The 18,876-nt window shown below is 67.2% G+C and carries 16 protein-coding genes and 1 tRNA gene; 12 read left to right on the plus strand and 5 right to left on the minus strand.

What is annotated here, in order from left to right:
* The first annotated feature begins 43 nt into the window (after positions 1 to 43).
* From ACV7NN_RS01875 to ACV7NN_RS01885, 3 genes are read left to right on the plus strand one after another with little or no spacing between them, the layout of a single operon-like run.
* The gene (locus ACV7NN_RS01875; RefSeq protein ID WP_463347895.1) at positions 44 to 1,096 is read left to right on the plus strand and encodes a LolA family protein; all 1,053 of its coding nucleotides are present in this window, start codon (positions 44 to 46) and stop codon (positions 1,094 to 1,096) included.
* Between the two features lie 13 nt (positions 1,097 to 1,109).
* Positions 1,110 to 2,099 carry an ABC transporter ATP-binding protein gene (locus ACV7NN_RS01880; protein ID WP_463347896.1) on the plus strand — a complete coding sequence of 330 codons (990 nt, stop codon included), beginning with the start codon at positions 1,110 to 1,112 and terminating at the stop codon, positions 2,097 to 2,099.
* Positions 2,089 to 2,958, plus strand: coding sequence for an ABC transporter permease (locus tag ACV7NN_RS01885; RefSeq protein WP_463347897.1), 870 nt, complete (start codon positions 2,089 to 2,091; stop codon positions 2,956 to 2,958). The genes ACV7NN_RS01880 and ACV7NN_RS01885 overlap by 11 nt, the downstream gene beginning before the upstream one ends.
* A 15-nt stretch (positions 2,959 to 2,973) precedes the next feature.
* Here the strand turns inward: ACV7NN_RS01885 and ACV7NN_RS01890 are convergent, their stop codons facing one another.
* Positions 2,974 to 3,774: an alpha/beta hydrolase gene (locus tag ACV7NN_RS01890; RefSeq protein ID WP_463347898.1), complete on the minus strand. Its 801-nt coding sequence runs from the start codon at positions 3,772 to 3,774 to the stop codon at positions 2,974 to 2,976.
* 157 nt (positions 3,775 to 3,931) lie between these two features.
* Between ACV7NN_RS01890 and ACV7NN_RS01895 the strand changes: the two genes are divergently transcribed.
* Both ACV7NN_RS01895 and ACV7NN_RS01900 read left to right on the plus strand, forming a co-directional pair.
* Entirely contained in the window at positions 3,932 to 4,753 is an 822-nt protein-coding gene (locus ACV7NN_RS01895) for an MBL fold metallo-hydrolase (protein WP_463347899.1), read from the plus strand.
* Between the two features lie 53 nt (positions 4,754 to 4,806).
* Entirely contained in the window at positions 4,807 to 5,637 is an 831-nt protein-coding gene (locus ACV7NN_RS01900) for an alpha/beta fold hydrolase (protein WP_463347900.1), read from the plus strand.
* Positions 5,638 to 5,644: 7 nt separating this feature from the next.
* Here ACV7NN_RS01900 and ACV7NN_RS01905 read toward each other — a convergent pair whose 3' ends face one another.
* Complete coding sequence (locus ACV7NN_RS01905) at positions 5,645 to 6,136, minus strand: 2'-5' RNA ligase family protein (RefSeq protein ID WP_463347901.1); 492 nt, start codon at positions 6,134 to 6,136, stop codon at positions 5,645 to 5,647.
* Positions 6,137 to 6,247: 111 nt separating this feature from the next.
* Between ACV7NN_RS01905 and ACV7NN_RS01910 the strand changes: the two genes are divergently transcribed.
* Positions 6,248 to 7,657, plus strand: coding sequence for a hypothetical protein (locus ACV7NN_RS01910; RefSeq protein WP_463347902.1), 1,410 nt, complete (start codon positions 6,248 to 6,250; stop codon positions 7,655 to 7,657).
* 16 nt (positions 7,658 to 7,673) lie between these two features.
* Here the strand turns inward: ACV7NN_RS01910 and ACV7NN_RS01915 are convergent, their stop codons facing one another.
* Entirely contained in the window at positions 7,674 to 8,432 is a 759-nt protein-coding gene (locus ACV7NN_RS01915) for a hypothetical protein (protein ID WP_463347903.1), read from the minus strand.
* Positions 8,433 to 8,662: 230 nt separating this feature from the next.
* A tRNA-Leu gene (locus ACV7NN_RS01920) sits at positions 8,663 to 8,745 on the minus strand.
* Positions 8,746 to 8,784: 39 nt separating this feature from the next.
* Between ACV7NN_RS01920 and ACV7NN_RS01925 the strand changes: the two genes are divergently transcribed.
* Complete coding sequence (locus ACV7NN_RS01925) at positions 8,785 to 9,390, plus strand: response regulator (RefSeq protein ID WP_163289679.1); 606 nt, start codon at positions 8,785 to 8,787, stop codon at positions 9,388 to 9,390.
* Between the two features lie 10 nt (positions 9,391 to 9,400).
* Here the strand turns inward: ACV7NN_RS01925 and ACV7NN_RS01930 are convergent, their stop codons facing one another.
* The gene (locus ACV7NN_RS01930) at positions 9,401 to 9,805 is read right to left on the minus strand and encodes a hotdog fold thioesterase (protein WP_463347904.1); all 405 of its coding nucleotides are present in this window, start codon (positions 9,803 to 9,805) and stop codon (positions 9,401 to 9,403) included.
* A gap of 54 nt (positions 9,806 to 9,859) precedes the next feature.
* Here ACV7NN_RS01930 and polA point away from each other — a divergent pair, with 54 nt between their 5' ends.
* The 5 genes from polA (at position 9,860) to uvrB (ending at position 18,822) form a co-directional block, all read left to right on the plus strand.
* Positions 9,860 to 12,526 (plus strand): DNA polymerase I, encoded by a 2,667-nt coding sequence (gene polA, locus ACV7NN_RS01935; RefSeq protein WP_463347905.1) that lies wholly within the window; start codon positions 9,860 to 9,862, stop codon positions 12,524 to 12,526.
* Positions 12,527 to 12,571: 45 nt separating this feature from the next.
* Entirely contained in the window at positions 12,572 to 14,245 is a 1,674-nt protein-coding gene (locus ACV7NN_RS01940) for a DUF885 domain-containing protein (RefSeq protein WP_463347906.1), read from the plus strand.
* Between the two features lie 192 nt (positions 14,246 to 14,437).
* The gene (gene rpsA / locus ACV7NN_RS01945; RefSeq protein ID WP_463347907.1) at positions 14,438 to 15,892 is read left to right on the plus strand and encodes a 30S ribosomal protein S1; all 1,455 of its coding nucleotides are present in this window, start codon (positions 14,438 to 14,440) and stop codon (positions 15,890 to 15,892) included.
* 183 nt (positions 15,893 to 16,075) lie between these two features.
* The gene (gene coaE / locus ACV7NN_RS01950) at positions 16,076 to 16,675 is read left to right on the plus strand and encodes a dephospho-CoA kinase (protein ID WP_463347908.1); all 600 of its coding nucleotides are present in this window, start codon (positions 16,076 to 16,078) and stop codon (positions 16,673 to 16,675) included.
* Positions 16,676 to 16,755: 80 nt separating this feature from the next.
* A complete protein-coding gene (gene uvrB, locus ACV7NN_RS01955) occupies positions 16,756 to 18,822 on the plus strand; it encodes an excinuclease ABC subunit UvrB (protein WP_463347909.1) in 2,067 nt (688 codons plus the stop codon).
* Positions 18,823 to 18,876: the final 54 nt, after the last annotated feature.

An 18,876-nucleotide genomic window follows, 5' to 3' on the forward strand; every position in this document is an offset into this window, starting at 1 on the left:
CGGCAGGCGTACCCTCGAAAGAGATCGGCTTGTTGGAGGACTCATGTCTGGACGTGCGTGGCTGCGGTGGCTTCCGGCCGTCGCTGTGCCTGCGGTGATCGCCGCCGGTGCGGTAATCATTCCGATGCAGGCCGGCGCCGCGGTGAATCTCCCCGCGAAGACGCCGAGCGAGCTGCTCGCCCTCGTGGCCAACAGCAAAGTCGAGGCGTTCTCGGGCACCGTCGACCAGACATCGAACCTCGGCCTGCCGCAGTTGCCGACCACGGGACCCGGCTCCGATTCGAGCCAGGCGCAGATCCTCGACCTCGTGACGGCATCGCACACGGCGCGTGTGTACGCTGACGGCCCGACGAAGCAGCGCGTCCAGGTCATGGATTCGCTTGCCGAGCGCGACGCGATCCGAAACGGCACGGATGCCTGGCTGTACCAGTCGAAGGACAACTCCGTCACGCACCTCTCGCTGCCGGCGAAGACTGCGAACGAGCCGTCAACGCAAGAGGGAGTCGTGACCCCGGCCGAGATCGCCGACAAGCTGCTCAGCACGATCGACCCGTCGACGACGGTCACCCTGGGTGACAACCAGTCTGTCGCGGGCCGTAATGCCTACGAACTCATCCTCACGCCGAAGACCTCGGCCACCCTGGTGGGTTCCGTCGCCATCGCGGTCGACGCGGAGACGGGACTCCCGCTCCAGGTCGTCGTCGACGCGCGCGGCCAGCACGACCCGGCCTTCACCGTCGGCTTCTCGTCCATCGACCTCTCGACCCCGTCGGCGAGCATGTTCACCTTCACGCCGCCGGCCGGTGCCACCGTCAAGCAGCAGGCGCTGCCGGCGAAGCCGACGGCACCGAAGCAGGAGGCGGGCCACCCCAAGCCGACCGTGACCGGTTCGGGCTGGGATGCAGTGGTCGAGCTGACCGTCGGGTCGATCCCCTCGTCCGTGACGAACAACCCCCTGTACGGCGAGTTGACCACACCGGTCGCCGGGGGCCGGGCCCTCTCCACGTCGCTCGTCTCTGTGCTGATCACCGACGACGGCCGGGTGTTCGCCGGGGCTGTTCCGGTCTCCAGCCTCGAAGCTGCGGCCGCGAAGTGACGGGCGCCCGCCGGTGACAGACGGCGTCCCGTTCGCCGCGACGGCGATCGAGACGGTCGGATTGACCAAGCGATTCGGCTCGCATACAGCGGTCGACGGCATCGGTCTGTCGGTGCCGCGCGGATCGGTCTTCGGCTTCCTCGGTCCGAACGGCTCGGGGAAGACGACGACCATCCGCATGCTCCTCGGGCTCGCAGCGGCCTCAGCCGGTGAGATCCGGGTGCTCGGCGAAGAGATGCCCCGCAAAGGCATGGACGTGCTGCCACGGGTCGGCGCACTGGTCGAAGGCCCCGCGTTCTACCCGTTTCTCTCCGGCGCGGCCAACCTCGCCCGGCTGGATTCGGCGAACCGTCACGCGCCCGCGCGCAGCCGCCGGGACCGGGTCGCCCTCTCCCTCGAGCGTGTCGGACTGTCCCACGCCGCGCGCAAGCGGGTGAAGGCCTACTCGCTGGGGATGAAGCAACGGCTGGGCCTTGCGAACGCACTCCTCACGCCGCGTGACCTGCTGGTGCTGGACGAGCCGACCAACGGGCTCGACCCGCAGGGCACACGGGAGGTGCGCAACCTCATCCGATCGCTCGCCGAAGGGGGAACGACGGTCTTCGTGTCCAGCCATCTCCTCGCCGAGATCGAGCAGATCTGCACCCATGCAGCGATCATGAGCAACGGCGCGCTGGTCGCGCAGGGCACGCTCGCCGAGCTTCGCCGGGCGGGCAGCCCGCGCGTCGAGGTCCGCACGCCGGATGCCGATGCGACCCGCCGTGTGCTCGCCTCCCTGGGCCTCGTGGTCGACGACACTGACGCGGATGCCGACCCGACCCGGTCCGACACCTCCCGCGACGCGGTGGTCACCGCGACGACGGCCGCGACGATCGTGCCCGAGGAGATCGTCGCTTCACTCGTCGGCGCGGGGGTGCGCATCCGCGGCTTCAGTGTCGCCAGCGCGAGCCTCGAGGAACGTTTCGTCGCGCTCACCGGCGAGGGGTTCGACGTTGCCGAGTGACGCCGTGGTCGCAGCCGCGCCGGAGACCGCCGAGCGCTCGGGCACAGGGTGGAGCCTGCTCGGTTCGGAGATCTCCGTACTGTTCCGCCGGTGGCGCACCTGGGCCCTCCTGGCCGCCCTGGCCGGGGTGCCGATCCTCATCGCCGTTGCCGTGCGGATCAGGGAGAACGGCGCGAACTCCGGCCGCGGACCCCAGTTCCTCAACGAGATCACGCACAACGGCATCTTCGTCACCTTCACGGCGCTGGTCGTCTGCGTACCCCTCTTCCTCCCGCTGACGATCGGCGTGGTCGCCGGTGACACCATCGCAGGGGAGGCGTCCCACGGCACGCTGCGCTACCTGCTCGTCGGGCCGGCCGGACGCGTTCGCCTACTGATCGTGAAATACATCGGCGCGGCCGCGTTCTGCATCGCCGGAACCCTCGTCGTCATCGTGGCGGGGGTGCTCATCGGGGCGGCTCTGTTCCCGATCGGTCCCGTTCCGCTCCTGTCAGGCGACACCGTGAGCATGGGCGACGCGCTGGTGCGCCTCCTGCTCGTCGCCGCCTACGTGACCGTCTCGCTGCTCGGGCTCTCGGCCATCGGCCTGTTCATCTCGACGCTGACCGACGTCCCGGTGGGCGCGATGGCAGCAACGATCGTCCTGTCGATCGCATCAGAAGTGCTCGACTCGCTGCCGCAGGTCGATTGGCTCCACCCCTGGCTGTTCAGCCACTACTGGCTGGGGTTCGCAGACATGCTCCGGCAGCCGCTCTCGTGGGAGTCGTTCGGTCAGAACGCTCTGCTCCAGCTCGGCTACATCCTGGTGTTCGGCGCGCTCGCCTTCGGCCGGTTCACGACGAAGGACATCCTGTCCTAGACGCCGTGTCCCGTCCTACTCGTTAGCGTTCTGCTGCTGGAGCCAGACGAGGATCTCCGTCGCCACATCGCGCCAGCCGTGGTCGATGACGAGCGAGTGGCCGCGGCCGTGGAACTTCGTGAGGTCGGTCACCGCGTTCGACTCCCGGTACTGCTTGAGAGTCGCCTCGGTCGTCACATCGGGAACCGTGTGATCCTTCGTCCCCGACACGAGCAGGAGCGGTCCGCGGTCCTCGTTGCCGGTATCGACCTTCGCCTGCGAGTGGACCCGGAAGTTCGCGGATGCCGCCTCGAACAGTGGGCGCGCCGGTGACGGGATGGTCCAGGCGTCGAACAGTTCCTTCGACTCTTCGTCGCTCAGCTCATTGCCGAAGCCGAACTTGAACTCCTTCTCGGTGAGCGACACCGCCCGCTTCAGGTTCGCCGGGTTGCCGAGGCCGGGCAGGCCCGCCTTCAGCTGCGCGAGCGGGAGCGGGAGCACACCCTTGATCTGCGCCGGGTCGATCGCGACCCCTGCGTTCCCGTAACCCTGCCCGATCAGTTTCTCCGTGATCAGTCCGCCGAACGAGTGGCCGATGATGACCGGCGGCTCCTCGAGCGCCTCGATGATCGCCGCGTAGTGCCCGGTGACGTCATCGATGCTCTTGTCGGCCACCGCATCCGGGTTCGCACGAGCTCCCTCGACGGTGTCGGCCTCGCCCGGCCAGCCCGGGGCGACCGGGTCGTAGCCTTCGTTTCGGAAGAACTCGATCCACGGGTTCCAGCTGGTGGCGTGAAGCCACAGACCGTGGATGAAGACGACGGGCTGACCTGCCATGTGCGTTGACCTTTCACCGGGCACCGACCTGCGGCGCATTCGACCGAGCGGAGTGGATCAGCGTGAAAGTCGGCGATAGCGTGCAGCGACCGACCCCGCCACGGCTCAGGCTATGCCCCCAGGTGGGTGGCGATCAACGGTCTGTTACGGTGGGCGCATGTTTGACTGGCTCTGCGCCGCCTGCGCTGTCGAATACCCGCCCGGCGAACATCCGCCGGACGAGTGCCCGATCTGCCTGGATGAACGCCAGTACGTGCCGTTGTCGGGCCAGGCCTGGACATCGCTGCAGCGCTTGGGGGAGCAGGGGGCCACCGTCGAGATCGCGGAGGCCGAGCCCGATCTCTACGTCGTGAGCACCACGCCGGAGACGGGAATCGGCCAGCACGCGAAACTGCTTCGCACGAGCGAAGGCAACCTCCTGTGGGATCCGACCGGTTTCGTCGACGAGGCCGCGGCGGAGACGGTGCGGGCGCTGGGCGGCGCCCGTTTCGTCGTAGCGAGCCATCCGCACATGTTCGGCGCGCAGAGCACCTGGGCTCGGCTGCTGGACGCGACCATCCTGGTCGCAGAGGCCGACCGCGGCTGGGTGCAGCGCGAGGACCCGCGCATCCGCACCTTCTCGGGCGACATCGACCTCCTTCCCGGGGTGACGCTCAGGACGATCGGCGGGCACTTCCCCGGCAGCGCCATCGTGCACTGGGCGCAGGGGGCCGAGGGCCGTGGCGTCGTGCTCGCGGGCGACACGTTCTTCCCTGGGCCGTCCGGCCGCTGGGTCACGTTCATGCGCAGCTTTCCGAACGCGATCCCGATGTCGGCGACCGTGGTCGGCCGCGTCGCGGGCGCCGTGACCGCACGGCCCTTCGATCGCGCATACGGCAATTTCGGCAACCGGATCATGTCGGATGCGCGGGGCGCGGTCCAGCGCTCGGCCGACCGGTACATCGCCTGGGTCAGCGGCGCGAACGACCACCTCACCTGAGCGACACGGCATAGGGATCGGACGCGTGCGTCGCATCCCGTACCATGTGCGGGGTGGTGTCCGAGAGGGATGTTCGACTGGCCGAAGGCCGAACGGTGCGCGTCTACGACACCGGAGCGACCGGATCCGATGCGGTCGTCTGGTTCCACGGTTCGCCGCAGACCGGCGCGCTCCTCGAGCCGCTTCTCGATGCCGCGTCGGCACGGCGCATCCGCCTGCTCTCGTATGCGCGCCCGGGCTATCGCGGCTCCACCCGCGTGCCCGGCCGCGACGTCGGGTCGGCCGCAGTCGATGTCGCCGGCTTCGCCGATGCGATCGGGCTGGGGGAGTTCGCCGTGATGGGCGCATCCGGCGGGGGACCGCACGCTCTCGCCTGCGCTGCGTTGCTGCCCGGCCGCGTGCCAGCAGCGGTCACCTTCGCTTCTCTCGCACCGTTCGATGCGGACATCGACTGGTTCGCCGGCATGGCGGCGGACGGCGCGTCCCTCCGCGCCGCCGCGGAGGGTACGGATGCACGCACCACGTTCGAGGAGACCGCCGAGTTCGACCTCGCGAGCTTCAACGACCGCGACTACGCCACCCTCGCCGGCTCCTGGAGATCGCTCGGAAGGGATGTGGCGGTCGCGTCCGGCGACGGGCCTGACGGACTGATCACCGACGATCTCGCCTTCGTCCGGCCGTGGGGCTTCCCCGTCGAAGCCATCACCGCTCCCGTTCTCGTCGCGCAGGGCGGGGACGATCGCGTCGTGCCTCCTTCCCACGCCGAGTGGCTGGTCCGCAGTCTCGCGGATGCGGAACTGTGGCTGCGCCCACGCGACGGGCACATCGCGATTCTCGAGACGGTGGCGGTCGCGTTCGACTGGCTGCTGGCGCACGCGCGCTGATCCGGGGTCAGGCGTCCGGGGTCGGATCGAGTTCGATCGTGGCGAGCACCTCACGGCCGCCGGGGGATGACCGGGGCGCCATGTCGACGAGGGCCACCTGCGCGAGTGTCAGGACGTCGCCTTTCACGGCACGCCGGTCACCTTTCATCGTGATGTGCGGCCGATACGGTCCCGGCTGAAACGCGCGATCGCTCGACGGCACGGCCAAGGGGTGGAGGGCGGTGCTCAGGGCACGGTGGAGGCCGCTGAGGCGCGCATCGTCCTCGACCAACGTCACCGGCACGTCGTGCCGTCGCCCGAACAGCGCATCGCCCCCGGCGGTCACCTCCATGGATGCGACGCCCGCCGTGATCTCCGCAATGGCCCGCGCGAGGTCGTCGATCGTGGCATGCGTGCTGAACGGAGGGACGACCGTCACATGGAGGGGCCAGTCCCGCACGACGAACCGCGCACCGGGGTGAAGGGGCTCCAGCGGGATGACGACCACGACCCGGGACATGTGCCGAGTTTAAGCTGCGAAGGTCCGAAGGCTCCCCGCACGCCGTTCCCAGTTCGAGCGGCGAGAGTGATCTTCTGATCTCTGGCGTGAAGAACGGGGACTCACGTAACGATGACCTCGCCGACGATCCACAGCAGCAGTCGCGCCGCACCGAGCCAGCTGCACGAGCTCCGCGAGTTCTTCGCCGCGCATTCGTCCGCATCCCTCGCCATGCTCGCTGTGGTCTCCGCCATCGCAGCCTGGCTGCGCATCCCCGTCGTCGCGCGCAACACGCTCTGGGCGGAGGACGGCCGCAACTTCCTGCAGGACGCCGTAAACCACGGGCCGCTCACCTCGCTCACCATCCCGTACGCCGGCTATCTGCACACCATCCCTCGACTTCTCGCGGCGTTCACCGTCACCGTCGTTCCCGTGCCACAGTGGGCGGATGTGATGACCGCCGGCTCCTGCATCGTCGCCGGAATCCTTGCAGCAGTGGTCTTCGCCTGCACGCGCGACGTCGTCCCGTGGCTGCCGGCGCGAATCCTGACAGCCGGTCTCACCGTGCTCGCCCCGCTCGCTCCGCGCGAGGTGCTCGGCGACGCGGCGAACGTCCACTCGCTCGTGCTGTGGACCGTGTTCTGGATGCTCCTCTGCACACCGCGGACACGCGCCGGATCGCTCATCCTCGGCGTCGTCGCGTTCCTGGGCGCCGCGACGGAGATCCAGTGCCTCCTCCTTCTTCCCCTGGCGTTCCTCCGCTGGCGCGACCGGCGCCGGTGGCCGGTCTACGCGGGACTCGCCGTCGGGCTCGCGATGCAACTCGTCGTGACCCTGCTCTGGCCCCGGCGCGGCTCTGGGCATCCGCCGATCGAGACGTTGTCGATCGCATACGGCTACCTGATCAACGCGGTGATGCCCGTCGTGACGCCGGAGAACGCTATCGGACCGGCGCTCGTCGCGACCGGTCCGCTCATCGGCTTCGCCGTCCTCGCCGTCGTGGCCGGCGCGCTCGTCTCTGTGTTGGTCCGCGGAGACCTTCTGCAGCGGATCACCGGATGCGCCCTCGTCGCCGGATCGATAGGCATCTACACGATCGCGGTCGTGACCAACCCCAACACCTTCTACGACTACGCACGCTTCGACCGCGACGAACTCGCGCGGGTGTGGCTCGCCCGGTACGGGGTCGTGCCGTCGATGATGCTCCTGGCGGTCGTCATTCTCGCGGTCTCGATCGCCGTCTCACGGCGCGCGGACCGACCGGAACCGACCCAGCGTGGCGACCGCCTCACCGCGGCGACCCGTCGTCTTCTCGGCGACCACCGGAGACTCGCCGGAGGTATCGCGCTGGGAGTCGTCGCGGCGATGCTGATCGTGCAGTTCATCCCGCAGGACACGAGACGCTCATCCGGCCCGCAATGGTCGGCGCAGGTGACGGCGGCCGCACGCGCCTGCGAGCGGCTGCCGTCCGATCACGTGTTCCATCTGAGCGAGACCATCGACTGGCACGTCTGGTTGACGTGCCGCACGCTCGACGGGTAGACGCAGACGCCGCGGCTCAGCCGAGCGCCTTCAGGTCGGCCTGCAGGGCGGCCTGGTCGAAGCCCTCGAGGGACTTGCCGCCGGTGAGCATCTCCTTCGACAGGTAGGCGATGCCCTCGTCCATGTACGTCGCCAGGAAGTCGGGTGTCATGGGGTGCACCTTGCCCCAGCTGACGATGAGGAAGTTCGTGCCGTCGAACCCGACGAGCGGAATGTAGTGGCCTCCCTCGATCTTCGCTCCCTTCACGACCGACCACGGCTCTCCCTTGTTGAACTGGTCCATCGCGGAGTCCGGGAACTTGACGCCGATGCCGACCGCTCCGAAGAGATACGCCGCCTGTTTCGCATTGTCGACGTTGCCGACCGGGAGCGCGAGGTAGGCCGCCACCTTGTGCCGTTTACCGTTGGCGTCGATCACGCCCGTCTTGCGGCGGTAGGAGGCCGCGACCGCCATGTCGGTGCCTTGGTCGCTGTTCGGGTCGTCCGGGGTGAACCCGGTGACCTTCGAATAGTCCGACAGCACCGTCTGGTCGGTGAACGAGTACGGATGCTTAGCCTCGTCACCCCACAGCATCGTCTCGTGGGCGGCGCCTGCCCACACGCAGTCTCCGTACTTGTCGTTGCCGAGCATCCCGATCGGCCCGGATGAGTAGAGACCCTGGTGCCCGAACACCGGCGGCACGGGCGGCAGCTTCGTCTCGTCGAGGAAAGCCGAGAAGGTGAACGAGACAGCACCCTCGCGTGCGGGCAGTTTGCCCAGTTTGAAATCAGCCATTGTCATGCTCCTTCGATTCGCGTCAGGCGAGCGCCCCTCGCACTCGCACGCGTCACGATCCCGATCGGGAGGGAGTGAACAGCTGTCTGCTGCGGCGCCGCGTCTGCCGAGCACCGCACCTGTTGCTCACGTATTCGGCATCAGATGACATACCCAGTCTGCCACTGCGAGGCGGAGTTCAGTGAGGAATTCTCGACGAATCTGACGCGGCCGCGTCGGGTCGTGGGTTGTGCCGGTGGTGGGACTCGAACCCACACGCCCTCTCGGACAAAGCATTTTGAGTGCTCCGCGTCTGCCATTCCGCCACACCGGCGCACAACAACGCCACTCAGAATACCGTAGGCTTTTGCTCGTGACCGACCAAGAAACCGCCCCTGTCGTCCCTCGCCGCGTGGTCGTAGCGGAGGACGAGTCGCTGATCCGCCTCGACATCGTCGAGATCCTCCGAGACAACGGCTTCGAGGTCGTGGGAGAGGCCGGAGACGGCGAGACGGCGGTGGCACTCGCGACCGAGCTGCGCCCCGACCTGGTCATCATGGACGTGAAGATGCCGCAGCTCGACGGCATCTCGGCGGCCGAGCGACTCTCCAAGGGGCACATCGCGCCCGTCGTGCTCCTCACCGCATTCAGCCAGAAGGAGCTCGTCGAGCGCGCGACCGAGGCCGGAGCTCTGGCCTACGTGGTCAAGCCGTTCACTCCGAACGACCTGCTGCCGGCGATCGAGATCGCTCTGGCGCGTTACGCCCAGATCATCGCCCTCGAAGCCGAGGTCTCCGACATGGTCGAGCGCTTCGAGACCCGCAAGCTGGTCGACCGCGCGAAGGGCCTGCTGAACGAGAAGATGGGACTCACGGAGCCCGAGGCCTTCCGCTGGATCCAGAAGGCGTCGATGGACCGCCGCCTCACGATGCACGATGTCGCGCAGGCGATCATCGAGCAGCTCGCCGCCAAGAAGTAGCGGGCCGGGTTCAGAGGTCCTTGATCAAGTTCGTGATGCGGATGGTCGAGCAGCGCCTGCCCTGATCGTCGGTGACCGCGATCTCGTGGGTCGTCAGCGTGCGCCCGAGGTGGATCGGAGTGCACACGCCGGTCACCCATCCGCTGGTGGCCGACCGGGTGTGCGTCGCGTTGATCTCGATGCCGACGGCGAGTCGGCCCGGGCCCGCCCAGAGGTTCGCCGCGGAAGACCCGAGCGACTCGCCGAGGACCACGTAGGCGCCTCCGTGCAGCAGGTCCGCGGGCTGGGTGTTTCCCTCGACCGGCATGCGGGCGACGGCACGCTCCACGGTGAATTCCAGGATCTCGATGCCCATCTTCTCGGCGAGGGCGCCGAGCCCGCGCTCCTTCACATAAGCGAGCGCATCCAGCGTCATATCGCCCTTTCCTCCGTCGCCAGCAGTGTCACAGGCGCCTTGTAGGCTTGCCTGGTGTCAGACTCCGAAAAGCCTACCCTTCTCGTCATCGACGGCCATTCGCTGGCATTCCGGGCGTTCTATGCTCTCCCCGTCGACAGCTTCGTGAACCGTGAGGGCCAGCACACGAACGCCATCCACGGGTTCATCTCGATGCTCATCGTGCTGCTCGCCGACCGCAAGCCGACCCACATCGCCGTGGCGTTCGACCTGTCGCGGTACTCCTTCCGCACCCGCGAGTACCCGGAGTACAAGGGCACAAGGAACGAGACGCCTCCTGAGTTCGCCGGCCAGATCCCTCTCCTCGAAGAGGCACTGCACGCGATGAACGTCACGACCGTGACGAAAGAGGACTACGAGGCGGACGACATCCTCGCCACGCTCGCCGCGAAGGGCGTGGCCGACGGCTATCGCGTGCTGCTCGTGTCGGGTGACCGCGACACGATCCAGCTCGTCAACGACGACGTCACTCTGCTCTACCCGAACGTTCGCGGGGTCTCCGAGCTCAAGGTGTACGACCCCGCCGCCGTTCGAGAGAAGTACGGCATCGAGCCCGCGCAGTATCCGGAGATCGCGGCCCTCGTCGGCGAGTCCAGCGACAACCTGACCGGCATCGACAAGGTCGGCGAGAAGACCGCGGTCAAATGGGTGCAGCAGTACGGAACCGTCGACGAGATCGTCGCGCACGCCGACGAGATCAAGGGTGTCGTCGGCGAGAAGCTGCGCGAGCAGAAAGAGAACGCCCTCCGCAACCGTCGCCTCAACAGGCTCGTCGACGATCTCGATCTTCCCGTCGAGCCCGGAGATCTCGAACGCCGCCCGATCAACGAGCAGGCCGTCCGCGACATCTTCGGCAGGCTCCAGTTCAAGACGCTTCTCGAGCGGCTCCTGAAGACCGCCGCTGCGGAAGGTCAGCTCGAAGGCTCGGTGGCCGACGGAGTCAGCACCGGCGCGACCTCGATCCCTGCTGTGCGGACCATGCTCGACGAGGAGCTCGCGCTCTGGCTGTCCAGGGCATCCGCCGACGGCAAGCCGGTCGGAGTGCAGGTCGAACGGGGTCATCTGGGGATCACCGGATTCGGCCTCGCGACCGCCGACGACACCGTGTACGTTCCGTGGGCCGCGGGCCGGCCCGACTACACAGCGCTCGAAGAATGGCTCGCAAGCAGCGCGCCGAAATACTTCTTCCACGCGAAGCCGCAGTTCAAGGCGCTGAGCCGCGCCGGCTTCGTCGTCGACGGGCTCGCGTTCGACACCCGTCTCGCGGGCTGGCTGCTCAAGCCCGGTGGTGGACCGCAGACGCTCGCCGACCAGGTCTACGACGTGCTGGGCGAGTCGCTGCCGCAGTCCGACCCCAACCAGCTCGTGCCCCTCACGGAGCCGGTGAGCGCCGCCACCGAAGCGTGGTACGTGCTGCGCATCGCTGCCGCACAATCCATCGCGATCGACGCGGGCTCCCGCCGCGTTCTCGACGAGATCGAGTTGCCGCTCGTCGCCGTACTCGCCGAGATGGAACTCACAGGCGTCACGGTCAACGCCGATGTGCTCGCCCGGTTGCGCGGCCAGCTCACCGACAAGGCCAACGACTATGCGGCCCGCGCCTACGCCGAGATCGGCCACGAGGTCAATCTCGGATCTCCCAAGCAACTCCAGCAGGTTCTCTTCGAAGAACTCCAGATGCCGAAGACGCGGTCGACGAAGACCGGTTACTCGACCGACGCGGCCTCCCTCGCCGACCTGCAGGAGCAGAACCCGCATCCCTTCCTCGGGCTGCTGCTGCAGCACAGGGATGCCTCGAAACTGCGCCAGATCATCGAGACGCTGGAACGTGGAGTCGAGTCGGACGGCCGCATCCACACCACGTACGACCAGACGGGCACCACGACCGGCCGCATCTCGTCCAACGACCCGAACCTCCAGAACATCCCGGTCCGCACCGAAGAGGGTCGCGAGATCCGGTCGGCGTTCGAACACGGAGAAGGCTTCGAGAGCCTGCTCACCGCGGACTACTCGCAGATCGAGATGCGCATCATGGCGCACCTCTCCGAAGACGCCGGCCTGATCGAGGCGTTCCAGTCCGGCGAAGACCTGCATCGCTTCGTCGGCGCGCGGATCTTCGGGGTGACGCCCTCCGACGTCACGCCCGCCATGCGCACCAAGGTCAAGGCGATGTCGTACGGGCTGGCCTACGGACTGAGCGCGTTCGGACTCTCGAAGCAGTTGCGCATCGAGACGGCCGAAGCCCGCCAGCTGATGGCCGACTATTTCACGCGGTTCGGCGCCGTGCGCGACTACCTGCGCAACGTGGTCGAACAGGCTCGCGTGGACGGCTACACCGAGACGATCTTCGGCCGTCGCCGCCCATTCGCCGATCTCACAAGCACGAACCGCGTGCTGCGCGACAACGCCGAGCGCGCCGCGCTCAACGCGCCGATCCAGGGATCCGCCGCCGACATCCTCAAGATCGCGATGCTCAACATCTCGGCAGATCTCATCGACCAGAAGCTCAACTCGCGCATGCTGCTCCAGGTGCACGACGAACTCATCTTCGAAGTCTCGCCGGGGGAGTGGGATGCGCTGGAAGCGATCGTCCGCCACCGCATGGCGACCGCTGCCGAGCTCCGGGTACCGCTCGACGTGCAGGTCGGCCGAGGAGCCAACTGGGACGACGCGGCGCACTGATCTCCGGCCGTCGCGGAGCGCGCCCGCCCCTTATAGGGTCGGAGTATGACGAACGCAGAGAAGCGAACCCCCACTCCCATCGACACGATCGCTGAAGAGTGGGTCGACACCCAGCTGGAATTGTTCCCCGAATACCACGTCTACCTCGGCCGACCCGGCCGTGAAGGCGAATACGCCGACTACTCTCCCGCGGGAGCCGAGCGCGCCACGGAGGCCGCGAAACGTACTCTCGCCGCCATCCGGTCGACGGAGCCGGTCGACGACATCGACCGCGTCACCAAGATGGACCTCGCCCGCGAACTCGAACTCGACATCGAGAAGCACGACGCCGGTTTCGACCAGCGCGACCTCAACGTCATCGCCTCGCCCGCGCAGGGCCTCCGCGAGATCTTCGACCTGGTCCCGACCGACAGCGAACAGGACTGGGTGAACGTCGCCAAGCGCCTGAACAACCTCCCCGCCGCGATGGACGGCTACATCGAGACGCTGCGCTCCGGAATCGCCGGCAACAACGTCGCCGCCATCCGACAGGTCCGCGAAGTCGCCGCCCAGGTCGGAAAGCAGACGGCCGCGAACGGATTCTTCTTCGAGTTCACGGAAGGCGCCAAGCCTGCTGAAGGCGAACTGCCCGCATCCCTCGCCGCCGACCTGGCCGCCGGCGCCCGCGCCTCCGCAGAGGCGTACGGCAAGCTGCAGGCGTTCCTCACCGATGAGCTCGCCCAGCACGCCCCGGAGAAGGACGCCGTCGGGCGCGAGCACTACGCCCTCGCCTCCCGCTACTTCCTCGGCGCCACGGTCGACCTCGACGAGACCTATGAGTGGGGCATCGAAGAACTCGCTCGCATGGTTGCCGAACAGGAGTCGATCGCCCGCGAGATCAAGCCCGGAGCGTCGGTTCGTGAGGCGATCGCCTTCCTCGACCAGGACGCCAGCCGCAAACTGCACGGCACGGACGCGCTCCAGAAGTGGATGCAGGCGACCAGCGACCGGGCGATCGAAGAACTCGGGAAGTCCCATTTCGACATCCCCACCGAGATCCGTCGCCTCGAATGCATGATCGCGCCGACCCAGGAAGGCGGCATCTACTACACCTCGCCGACCGACGACTTCTCGCGGGCTGGGCGGATGTGGTGGAGCGTCCCCGAGGGCGTCACCGAGTTCGACACCTGGCGTGAGCTGACCACCGTCTACCACGAGGGCGTTCCCGGCCACCACCTGCAGATCGCCCAGGCGGTCTACAACAAGGCCCAGCTGAACACCTGGCGCCGAAACGCCGGGACCTCCGGCCACGCTGAAGGCTGGGCACTGTACGCCGAACGGCTGATGGAGCAGCTCGGCTACCTCGACGACCCGGCCGACCGGCTCGGGATGCTCGACGGCCAGCGGATGCGCGCAGCCCGAGTCGTGCTCGACATCGGCGTGCACCTCGAGAAGCAACTGCCCGACGGTTCGGGTCCCTGGACCGGCGACTACGCCTTCGGGTTCCTCGGCGACAACGTCAACATGAACGAAGGGTTCGTTCGCTTCGAGGTGAACCGCTACCTCGGCTGGCCGGGCCAGGCACCGTCGTACAAGATCGGCCAGCGCATCTGGGAGCAGCTCCGCGACGAGTACGCCCGCCGCGAGGGCGCAGCGTTCGACATCAAGGCCTTCCACAAGAAGGCGCTCGACATCGGCGGCGTCGGCCTCGACACCCTGAAGTCCGCACTCCTCGACTGAGGTGTGGTCCGTCGCGACGGACCGCCGGCCGCCCGTCGGTGGCCCGTCGCGACCGGGTTGCCGCAACCCGTGGCATCCAGCTAAGCTGGACTGTCACCTTCGTGACGTCCTATCCGCCTGCCTTTCGCGGAACCACATACAGCACCACCCCGCGAACGGCCTGAACTATGTCCATACTGGAGCACTTACTACATGACAATCGCAACGACCGACAAGGCGCCGAAGCAGGTCGCCGTCAACGACATCGGATCTGCTGAAGACTTTCTCGCCGCGGTCGAAAAGACGCTGAAGTTCTTCAACGACGGAGACCTCATCGAGGGTACCGTCGTCAAGATCGACCGCGACGAGGTCCTCCTCGACGTCGGCTACAAGACCGAGGGTGTCATCCCCTCCCGCGAACTTTCCATCAAGCACGATGTGGACCCGACCGAGGTCGTCCAGGTCGGCGACACCGTCGAGGCGCTCGTTCTCCAGAAGGAGGACAAGGAAGGCCGCCTCATCCTGTCGAAGAAGCGTGCTCAGTACGAGCGCGCGTGGGGCGACGTCGAGAAGATCAAGGATGCCGACGGAGTCGTCACCGGCACCGTCATCGAGGTCGTCAAGGGCGGTCTCATCGTCGACATCGGCCTCCGTGGCTTCCTTCCGGCTTCGCTCATCGAGCTGCGCCGCGTCCGCGACCTCACGCCGTACCTCGGCCAGGAGATCGAGGCGAAGATCCTCGAGCTCGACAAGAACCGCAACAACGTGGTCCTGTCGCGCCGTGCGCTGCTGGAGCAGACACAGTCCGAGAGCCGCACGACGTTCCTGAACAACCTCCAGAAGGGCCAGGTCCGCAAGGGCGTCGTCTCGTCGATCGTCAACTTCGGTGCGTTCGTCGACCTCGGCGGCGTCGACGGTCTCGTCCACGTCTCGGAGCTCTCGTGGAAGCACATCGAGCACGCTTCCGAGGTCGTCGAGGTCGGCCAGGAGGTCACCGTCGAGATCCTCGAAGTCGACCTGGACCGCGAGCGCGTCTCGCTGTCGCTCAAGGCGACCCAGGAGGACCCGTGGCAGGTCTTCGCCCGCACCCACGCCATCGGCCAGGTCGCACCGGGCAAGGTCACGAAGCTCGTTCCGTTCGGTGCGTTCGTTCGTGTCGCAGACGGCATCGAGGGCCTCGTTCACATCTCGGAGCTGTCGGGTAAGCACGTCGAGCTCGCCGAGCAGGTCGTCTCCGTCGGCGACGAGGTGTTCGTCAAGGTCATCGACATCGACCTCGAGCGTCGCCGCATCTCGCTCTCGCTCAAGCAGGCGAACGAGGGCGTCGACCCCGAAGGCACCGAGTTCGACCCGGCGCTCTACGGCATGCTCACGGAGTACGACGACCAGGGCAACTACAAGTACCCTGAGGGCTTCGACCCCGAGACGAACGAATGGCGCGAAGGCTTCGAGGCCCAGCGCGAGAAGTGGGAGCAGGAATACGCTGCAGCCCAGGCTCGCTGGGAGGCCCACAAGAAGCAGGTCGCGAAGGGTCTCGAAGAGGCCGCTGCCGAAGGCGCTGCTGCGTCCGGTGGTTCGACGTTCTCGACCGAGACCGCTTCGGCCGGAACCCTCGCAGACGACGAGTCGCTCGCGGCTCTCCGCGAGAAGCTCTCGAGCAACTCCTAAGCAGTTCATCACCGGAACGGCCGGGTCCTTCGGGGCCCGGCCGTTCCGGCGTCAAGGGCGTTCTCGACTCGAGCGTGCCCGTTCCGGTCGAGCGTGAGCGTCACGCGAGTCACCCTCGACCGCACTTGTCACCCTCGCGCCCCGGCATCGGTCGGTCCCTCCAGCCGGCCCTAGCATGGAGACGTGCAGCTGATTGGACTCACCGGCGGAATAGCGTCCGGAAAATCGACGGTGGCCAGACTCCTCGCCGAGCGCGGGGCTGTCGTGGTGGACGCCGACCGGATCGCGCGTGAGGTCGTCGAGCCGGGCAGTCCAGCCCTGGCCGAGATCGCGGAGGCCTTCGGGGGCGGCGTCCTCAACGCGGACGGCAGTCTCGACCGGGCCGCTCTGGGCGCGATCGTCTTCAGCGACGAATCGTCCCGCCTCCGTCTGAACGCGATCACGCATCCGGCGGTGCTCCGTCGCTCGACGGAGCGTTTCGAGGATGCGCGCTGCGCGGATCCGGATGCCGTGGTCGTCTACGACGTTCCGCTGCTGGTGGAGTCCGCGAACGACTATCCATTCGATCTGGTTGTCGTGGCCCACGCCGATGCGGCCACGCGCATCCGCCGACTCGTCGAACTCCGGGGGATGGGTGAGGATGAGGCCACCCGGCGCATACGCTCCCAGGCATCCGACGAGGAGCGTCTCGCCATCGCCGACGTCATCATCGACACCGACGGCAGCCTCGAGCACACCCGCGAGCAGGCGGACAGACTGTGGGAACGGCTCGCCGCCGGCTGAGCCGGCGACAAAGGCGTCGCGTACTTTCGCCCTGAGCGCACACCGGTCCCGATGTCGGCGGCCCTCCCTAGACTTGAAGCATGGAAACGACTCGCGCCGTCCGCCCGTTCGAGGTCATCAGCGAGTACACACCGAGCGGAGACCAGCCGCAGGCTATCGCTGAGCTCACGGCGCGGATCAACGCCGGCGAGACCGATGTCGTGCTTCTGGGCGCCACCGGCACCGGCAAGTCGGCGACGACGGCGTGGCTGATCGAAGCCGTGCAGCGGCCGACCCTCGTCCTCGCGCACAACAAGACCCTCGCCGCCCAGCTCGCGAACGAGTTCCGCGAACTCCTCCCGAACAACGCGGTCGAATACTTCGTCTCGTATTACGACTACTACCAGCCGGAGGCCTACGTTCCGCAGACGGACACTTTCATCGAGAAGGATTCGTCGATCAATGCCGAAGTGGAGCGTCTGCGGCACTCGACGACCAATTCGCTGCTCAGCCGGCGTGATGTCGTCGTCGTCTCCACCGTCTCGTGCATCTACGGCCTGGGTGCGGCCGAGGAATACCTGGGGGCGATGGCGGCGCTCCAGGTCGGAGACAATGTCGGGCGCGACGCCCTGATCCGCAAGTTCGTCGGAATGCAGTACGAGCGCAACGACGTCGACTTCTCGCGCGGCAAGTTCCGGGTGCGCGGCGACACCATCGAGATCATCCCGGTCTACGAGGAGCACGCCGTGCGCATCGAGCTCTTCGGAGACGAGATCGAGGCGCTCTATGCGCTGCATCCGCTGACCGGCGAGATCATCAACCGCATGGATGCCGTGTCCGTCTTCCCCGCGACGCACTATGCCGCGAGCCCCGCGACCATGCAGCGGGCCATCGGCACGATCCAGACCGAACTGCACGATCGACTGATCGAGCTGGAGCGAGAGGGCAAGCTGCTCGAGGCCCAGCGACTACGTATGCGCACCAGCTTCGACATCGAGATGATGGAGCAGATCGGGTTCTGCTCGGGCATCGAGAACTATTCGCGGCACATCGACGGAAGGCAGCCGGGCGAGGCGCCGAACTGCCTGCTCGACTACTTCCCCGACGATTTCCTCGTCGTCATCGACGAGTCGCATGTGACAGTGCCGCAGATCGGTGCGATGTACGAGGGCGACTCGTCGCGCAAACGAACGCTGGTCGAGCACGGGTTCCGGCTTCCGAGCGCGCTCGACAACCGCCCGCTGAAGTGGAACGAGTTCTCCGAGCGGGTCGGCCAGACGGTCTACCTCTCGGCCACCCCGGGGCGCTATGAGATGGGGATCGCCGACGGTGTGGTCGAGCAGATCATCCGTCCGACCGGGCTGATCGATCCCGAGATCGTCGTGAAGCCCACCAAGGGGCAGATCGATGACCTCCTCGAAGAGATCCGGCTCCGGGCCGAGCGCAATGAGCGTGTGCTCGTGACGACGCTCACCAAGAAGATGGCCGAAGAGCTCACCGACTTCCTCGCCGAGGCGGGCGTGCGGGTGCGTTACCTGCACTCCGATGTCGACACCCTGCGCCGCGTCGAACTCCTTACCGAGCTGAGGGCGGGGGTCTATGACGTGCTGGTCGGCATCAACCTGCTGCGCGAAGGTCTCGACCTTCCCGAAGTCTCCCTCGTCGCCATCCTCGACGCCGACAAGGAGGGCTTCCTGCGCTCGTCGACCTCGCTCATCCAGACCATCGGCCGCGCCGCCCGCAACGTGTCGGGGCAGGTGCACATGTACGCAGACGTACTGACCGACTCGATGAAACAGGCGATCGAGGAGACCACGCGGCGGCGCGAGAAGCAGGTCGAATACAACACCGCCCACGGGATCGACCCGACGCCGCTGCGCAAGCGCATCGCCGACATCACCGATGTGCTGGCGCGTGAAGAGGCCGACACCGCTGCCATGCTGGCCGGCCGCGAGCAGCGCAGGAAGAGCCCCGTTCCGAACCTACGACGCGAGGGCATCGCGGCGGCCGGCGCGAACGAACTCGAGTCGCTGATCGCCGACCTCAACGAACAGATGCTCCAGGCCGCCGGTGAACTCAAGTTCGAACTCGCGGCGCGGTTGCGCGATGAGCTCTCCGACCTGAAACACGACCTGCGTCAGATGGAGAAAGCCGGACATCTGGGTTGATTCGGACTGCGGCGGTACGGTGAACGAATGAGCATCGTGGCCGCGCCGGCCCGC

The organism is Leifsonia sp. Ger2509, assembly GCF_055231915.1.